Raw genomic sequence first — 6,321 nt, forward strand, 5'->3', positions numbered from 1 at the left:
GGAGAGTAGGACACCGCCGAACTTACGTTGGGAGAGGGCCTGGGCCCGGTTGAGACGCGAGTCTCCCGGCCCAGGCCCTTTTTCATGCCCAGGGCATGACCGTGTCGTCCGCCCGGGCACGCGTGTCGTCCGCCCGGGTATGCGTGTCGTCCGCCCAGGTACGCGTGTCGTCCGGCTGGGTACGCGTGTCGTCCGTCCAATCACGCGTGTCGGCTCCCCAATCACGCGAGTCGACCCTCCAGGCACGCGACCCGACCGGCTGGGGCGAACCCGCGGCGTGCTCAGGCACGGGACTCGCGTGACCAGGGCCGGAACTCGCGTGATTGAAGGCGAAACTCGCCACCGCGGCCGGCCAACTCGAGTGCTCAGGCAGGCATCTCGCGTGATTGAGCGGGCATCTCGCGTGATTGGAGGGGCATCACGTGTGATTGGGGGGTCGACTCGCGTACCTGGAGCGTCGGCTTGCTTACCTGGAGGGGTCGGGTGGGTATGAGAAGGGGCCAGGAGCGTCAGCTCCTGGCCCCGGGAAACGCAGAGACTTACTTGATGGCCGAGCCGGCCTGCCAGTCGGCCCAGGACTTGGACCAGTCGCCGTACAGGTCCCACACCGGGAGCTGCGGGCCGCCGGAGTTGGTCACCTCCACGACGTCGCCCAGGCCCATGTTCTGGAAGAACCACTGGGCGTTCGCGCCGTTCAGGTTGATGCAGCCGTGGGACACGTTCGAGCTTCCCTGCTGGCCCACGCTGTTCGGGTTCTCGTGGACGAACTCGCCGTCATTCGAAATCCGCTCCGAGAACTTCTCGTTCGACCGGTACGCCTTCGGGTCCGGCGGGCAGACGCCGTACGTGCACGAGTCCATCGTGTAGTTCGCCTGCTTGTCCGAAATGACGTGCGCGCCCAAATGTGTCGGGGTCGCGTCCTTGCCCATCGAGATCGGCATGGACTTCACCATCGCGCCGTTGTGGAAGATCTGCATCTGCTCGGTGTTGCCGTCCGCCTTGGCGACCCAGGAATCGTGCACCTTGTACGTTTCCGTGCGATCCTCCGCACCGAAGACGCCGTTGCCGAAATCGACGCCGTAGATCTTCGCCGACACCTTCAGCGTCGTGCCGGCCTTCCAGTACTCCTTCGGCCGGTAGTGGACGTTCGAGTCGTCGATCCAGTACCAGCCGCCGTCCTGCTTCGGTGTCGACTCCACCGTCAGGGCCTTCTCCACCGCCGCCTTGTTCTTCACGGCGATCTTCCCGAAGCTGAACACGATCGGCTGCCCGACGCCGACCCCCGTGCTCGCCACCGCGGCCGGCGCCGGAATCAGGTTGGCGTTCGCCTGCTTCTTCGGCGCGACCGTGCTGATCTGGTTGTCCTGTTCGACCGGCTTCCCGTCGGCGCCCTGGGCGTGCGCGACGATCTTGTACGTCGCCCCGTAGCCGAGCGGCTCGGTCGACGTCCAGCTGGCCCCGTCGTCCGCGAGCTTGCCGCCGACCTTGTTCCCCTTCGCGGTGTTGGTCACCGTGACGTCGAGGAGCTTCCCGTTGGCGGCCTTGACGACGACGGGCGTCGCCGGGTTCACCCCCGTGCCGCCCGCGGGCTCGAACGACACCGCGACCGGGGTCGCGGACGCCGACGCGGAACCGGACGCGGGCGTCCCGCCGGCGGTCGAACCGCCGTCGTCCCCGGAGGAGCAGGCGGAAAGCAGCAGTGCTCCGGCGAGGATTCCGGCCACCGAAAGTAAAATCTTCTTGGGGAGCATATTGTCTCTTTTTGGGAAATTGGGATCGGCGGGCATTCGTCGTCAAAACTACGCGATAGCAATGACGTTCTTCCCGGCGGATCGGTGCATCGGCGTGACGTGGATCACGTGACGACGAGGCCCGGTGCCCCGTAGAGTCCCGGCCCGCTCACCGAGATCCCCTCGAGGAACTCCTGAGCGGCCGAGTACGCCTGTTCCGCCAGTGCTTCGGTGTGCCCGAAATCGAGCGGGTTCACACGTACCGGCGCCGGCCCCGGCAGGTACACCACCGGCACGCGCGCGGCCGCCGCGGGCGCTTCCAGCACCGCCTGGTTCCGCATGGAGATCATCGCGGTGAACATCATCACCTCGGCGAACGTCCGCGGCGCGCCCGGCAGCTTCCCGGGAAATGCGCAGTCGAGCACCACCAGCGACTTCGCGCCCATCGCCAGCGCCTGGCGCATCGGCACGTTCGCGACGAGCCCGCCGTCGTAGAGCAGCCGGCCGTCGTGCTCCACCGGCGGGAAGATCCCCGGGATGGCGCAGCTCGCCAGGAGCGGCTCGAGCAGCCGCCCGGACCGGATCAGCAGCGGCTCGGCCGTGTCGACCTGCGTCGTGACGACGCCGAGCGGCAGCGCCAGGTCCTCGAAGCGGGTCTCGGCGCCCACGTGGTCGGCGATGATCGTCGTGAGGCCGCTGTTGGGGAACAGGTGCGTCTTGCTCTGCGCCAGGGCCCGGACGCGGCTCAGCACGCCGCCGGGGAACGCCTCGGCGCGCGTCATGTGCGCCCAGATGCCGTGCAGGCGCGCCAGCGCGTCGTCGCCGGGCAGGGCCAGCACCGCCGCGTTGAGCGAGCCGACCGACGTGCCCGCCACCAGATCCGGCGTGAGGCCGGCCTCGGCCAGCGCGCGCAGCATGCCGACCTGCATGGCGCCGAGGCTGCCGCCCCCGCCGAGAACGAACCCGATCGGCCGGGGAAGATCCGCGAGAGTCATACCGCCGAATGTAGTAAGCCCGACTTTCGCAGGTCGTGCCGCCCGGGACGACGGAGTTAGCCTGCTGGGCGTGGCCGAGCTGGAGCTGCGCCATCTCAGGGCCGTCCGCGCCGTCGCGGACGGCGGCAGCGTGAGCCGTGCCGCCACCGTTCTCGGCGTCAGCCAGCCCGCGCTCACCGCGCAGCTCAAGCGGATCGAGCGGATCCTCGGCGGCGACCTCTTCGTCCGCGGCCCCAGCGGCGTGCGCCCGACCGAGCTCGGCCGGTTCGTGCTCGCCCGCGCCGACGCGCTGCTGTCCGACATGCAGGCCCTCGTCGCCTCCGCCCGGCGCCACGGCGAGGGCGTCGCCGAGACGCTCAAGATCGGGTACGTGCCGCTGCTCATCATCGGCCTGTTCATCGAGGAGCTGGGGGACCTCGACGTCCAGACGTACGCCGAACCCGCGTCGCTGACCCTGCTCAAGCTGCTCTCGACCGGACGTGTGGACGTCGCGCTGCTCGAACGCTTCGACGGCACCGAGTCGCGGCACTTCGCCGGCCTGACTGTGCGGACGCTGGCCACCGAACCCATCTTCGTCGGCATCGCCGAGGGACACCCGGCGATCCGCGACGGCGTTGTCGATCTGGCGGACCTGGCCGCCTGCGACTGGATTCTCCCGCCTCCGCACGAAAACTGCGTGCGCGTGCGGTTCCTGCAAGCGTGCGCGGCCGCCGGGTTCACACCGCGGGTGCGGCACTTCACGTCGGAGGCGGGCACGGCGGGGACGCTCATCGCGCAGGGGGCCGTCTGCCTCGCGCAGGCGGCTTCGGCGCCGCCGCCAGGGCTCGTGGCGTTGCCTCTGGCCGGTGACCCGCTGTGGACGACGCTGTTGTTCGCGACGCGCGAGGACGACGCACGGACTCCGGTGACCGAGCGGGTGTTCGGGTGCGCGGAAGCCGCGTATACCGCGTCACGGCAACGGAATCCGCATTTCGCGCGCTGGTGCGGGCCGGCGCCGGCCCGATAGGCGGCATAACGCCGGTGTTATCCCCGCTGGGATTACTGCCCGGCGCGGCAACGGGAGAAGCTCACGAAGTCCCCACCTGTTGCCGACAAGGAGCAACGAATGCACTTCAGACGAGCAATGGCGCTCGGCGCGCTGTGCGTGGCCCTCACCGGCCTGCTCTCCCCACCCGCGAGCGCGACGACCGAGGCGACCACGCTGTCGATCAGCCAGCTGGTCCAGGAGCAGAACCAATGGTGCTGGGCCGCCAGCGGCCTGACCATCGCCCGGTTCCTCGGCTACGGAACGAACGTCAGCCAGAACACCTTCTGCGACTACTCGCGCGGCTACCCGGCCGGTTCGCAGTGTCCCAACCAGGCCGGCGAGCTGACCTACGTCCAGCGGGGCTACCAGGCGCTCGGCCTGCGGCCCGGCACGGTGACCGGTGCGTTGAGCTTCGCGTCGGTGCAGACCGAGATCGGCGCGCGGCGCCCGGTCGAGACCGGCATCTACTGGACCGCCGGCGGCGGGCACGCCCAGGTGATCTACGGCTACGACGCGAGCGGGCTCGTCTACTACGGCGACCCGTGGCCGAGCAGCCAGCGTTACAGCGCGATGGCGCACTCGAGCTACGTCCGCAACGGGCAGTTCCAGTGGGCGCAGTCCCTCTACCGGATCGGGGCGTGACCGTGAACTTCTTCCGTGGACTCGCAGTCCTGGTCGCGGGTGCGGCCCTGGTGCTCGGTTTCGGTGACCCGGCTTCGGCTTCCGAGCCTTCCGCTGGTGAGGTCACCGCCGCGGTCAAGGCGGCGGACGCGCAGCTTTCGGCCTTCTTCGGCCAGCTCGACCGGCGGGCGGGCGTCCAGCGCGCGAATGTCGTGCAGGCGCCCGCGGTGGACGGCTCGCCGCAGCCGGTTTACTCGCTGGACCCGGCTTTCGTCGCCGGGAAGCCGGGGGCCGCGCCCGCGTCGCTCGCGTTCTACGCGGTGCGCGCTTCGGCCTCGACCGGGCGGCAGGCCACCGTGTGGGTGACGCCGGAAGCGGGCGGCTGGGCCGCGAGCAACTTCACCACCGGCACCGAGGAGCTGACCTACCCGGCGCAGGCCGGTGGCGATCTCGTGTTCACCGAACCGCAGGTCAACGCGTGGTACCGGGTGCGCGACGGCCGCGTGCTGGCGCTCAACGACCCGGCTCGCCGGCGCGTCGGCGAAGGCGTCACGCTGGCCGCGTACCAGCAGCTGGTGCACCGGCTCTACGGCGACAAGCTGCCGGGTTCGGCGTACCGGGAGCAGGGCAAGCTCGGCGGGTACGACCTCGCCTCGGCTCCGGCTCCGGTCGCGGCGCCGGGCACCGGATCCTGGCCGTTCGTCGCCGGTGGGGCGCTGCTCGCGCTCGGCTTGGCCGGCTGGGCCACCGGCAAGGCGGCGCGCGCCCGCCGTTGACGCCGGGAGGGTGCGGCCCGGGTCCGCCCGGGCCGCACCCTCGTGGCCGCGAGCCACGGTTCAAGAGATTGCTGGCCACGGGCGCGTGGGCCCTCCGGGCGCTGCCGGGCTCGGGCGCGGTGAGCGCCCCGATGTGGCGTCGGGTGCGTCCGGGGTGAGGGTCAGGGCACGCGCTCGGGCTCGCGTTCCGGGGTGGCGAGGGCTTTGCGCTTCTTCAAGCGCAGCAAGAAGAACACCCCGACCGCCGCGAGCACGCCGACCACGATCAAGCCGCCCGTGTTCAGCACGCCTTCGATCCGCTTTGCCGCCTCGCCCAAGGCTGCGCCGATGCTGATGTGCACCAGGGACCAGCAGAACGCCCCGGCCGCCGCCGCGGGGAGGAAGCGGCGGAACGGCAGTCCGGACGTTCCCGCCGCCGCGGGGGTCAGCGTGCGGATCACCGGCAGGAACCGGGCGAAGAACACCGCCCACGCGCCCCGGCGCTCCAGGACCGACGTCGCCTTGTCCCACGCGTCGAGGCCGTACTTGCAGATCAGTTTCGTCTCGCGCAGCCGGGGGCCGAACCGGCGGCCGACGAGGTAGCCGAGCGCGTCGCCCGCCGTCGCGCACACCGTGACCACCAGCCACAGGACGACGAACCGCGCGACGGTGTTCGCCGTCGTCGCGGCGATGAGCAGCCCGGACTCGCCGGGGGCGACGAAACCCAGCCCGATCGTGCACTCGGCGAAGACCAGCCCGCCGGTCACCGCGACGAGCCCCGGTTCCGGGAGTCCTTGCAACCAGCTGAGGAGGTCCGAAACCAGGGCCATGCCACCCACTTTACCGATCCTTTAAGGATGGTGGGGTGACCTGCGTCACCGCGCCAGCAGCGACGCGGCTTCCTGTGCGGCCGGGCCTTCGGCGGCCAGGTGGGCCAGGTTCTCCGGCAGGTCCTCGCCGCGGTGGGCCTTCGTCTGGGCGTACAGGCGTCCGGCGCGGTAGGACGACCGCACCAGCGGCCCGGCCATGACTCCGGCGAAGCCCATCGCTTCGGCGGCGTGGGAGTGCTCGACGAACTCCTCCGGCTTGACCCACCGATCCACCGGGTGGTGCCGCGGAGAGGGACGCAGGTACTGCGTGATCGTCAGGATCTCGCACCCCGCGTCGACCAGGTCCCGCATCGCCGGAGCCAC

The 6,321-nt window shown here is 70.6% G+C and carries 6 protein-coding genes and 1 pseudogene; 3 read left to right on the forward strand and 4 right to left on the reverse strand.

From position 1 onward, the window contains the following. Positions 1–539: 539 nt before the first annotated feature. Together ABZ342_RS48710 and ABZ342_RS48715 are read right to left on the reverse strand one after the other, a co-directional pair. Positions 540–1,751: an Ig-like domain-containing protein gene (locus ABZ342_RS48710; protein ID WP_360488869.1), complete on the reverse strand. Its 1,212-nt coding sequence runs from the start codon at positions 1,749–1,751 to the stop codon at positions 540–542. Positions 1,752–1,855: 104 nt separating this feature from the next. Beyond that, complete coding sequence (locus tag ABZ342_RS48715) at positions 1,856–2,725, reverse strand: patatin-like phospholipase family protein (RefSeq protein ID WP_360488871.1); 870 nt, start codon at positions 2,723–2,725, stop codon at positions 1,856–1,858. Between the two features lie 70 nt (positions 2,726–2,795). On the opposite strand from ABZ342_RS48715, the gene ABZ342_RS48720 reads away from it, so the two are divergent. From ABZ342_RS48720 to ABZ342_RS48730, 3 genes are all read left to right on the forward strand, one after another. After that, positions 2,796–3,731, forward strand: a complete 936-nt coding sequence (locus ABZ342_RS48720) for a LysR family transcriptional regulator (RefSeq protein ID WP_360488873.1) — start codon at positions 2,796–2,798, stop codon at positions 3,729–3,731. A 99-nt stretch (positions 3,732–3,830) separates the two neighbouring features. Next, positions 3,831–4,394 (forward strand): papain-like cysteine protease family protein, encoded by a 564-nt coding sequence (locus ABZ342_RS48725; protein ID WP_155541876.1) that lies wholly within the window; start codon positions 3,831–3,833, stop codon positions 4,392–4,394. Next, the gene (locus tag ABZ342_RS48730) at positions 4,391–5,149 is read left to right on the forward strand and encodes a hypothetical protein (protein ID WP_360488875.1); all 759 of its coding nucleotides are present in this window, start codon (positions 4,391–4,393) and stop codon (positions 5,147–5,149) included. Before ABZ342_RS48725 ends, ABZ342_RS48730 begins: the two co-directional genes overlap by 4 nt. A 161-nt stretch (positions 5,150–5,310) precedes the next feature. On the opposite strand, the gene ABZ342_RS48735 is transcribed toward ABZ342_RS48730, so the two are convergent. Continuing rightward, positions 5,311–5,958 (reverse strand): DedA family protein, encoded by a 648-nt coding sequence (locus tag ABZ342_RS48735; protein WP_360488877.1) that lies wholly within the window; start codon positions 5,956–5,958, stop codon positions 5,311–5,313. 45 nt (positions 5,959–6,003) lie between these two features. Further along, positions 6,004–6,321 (reverse strand): annotated as a pseudogene (locus tag ABZ342_RS48740) (lipoyl synthase); the annotation flags it as partial.

The sequence above is a fragment of the Amycolatopsis sp. NPDC005961 genome (assembly GCF_040629235.1).
In the GTDB taxonomy this organism is placed as follows: Bacteria; Actinomycetota; Actinomycetes; order Mycobacteriales; family Pseudonocardiaceae; genus Amycolatopsis; species Amycolatopsis camponoti.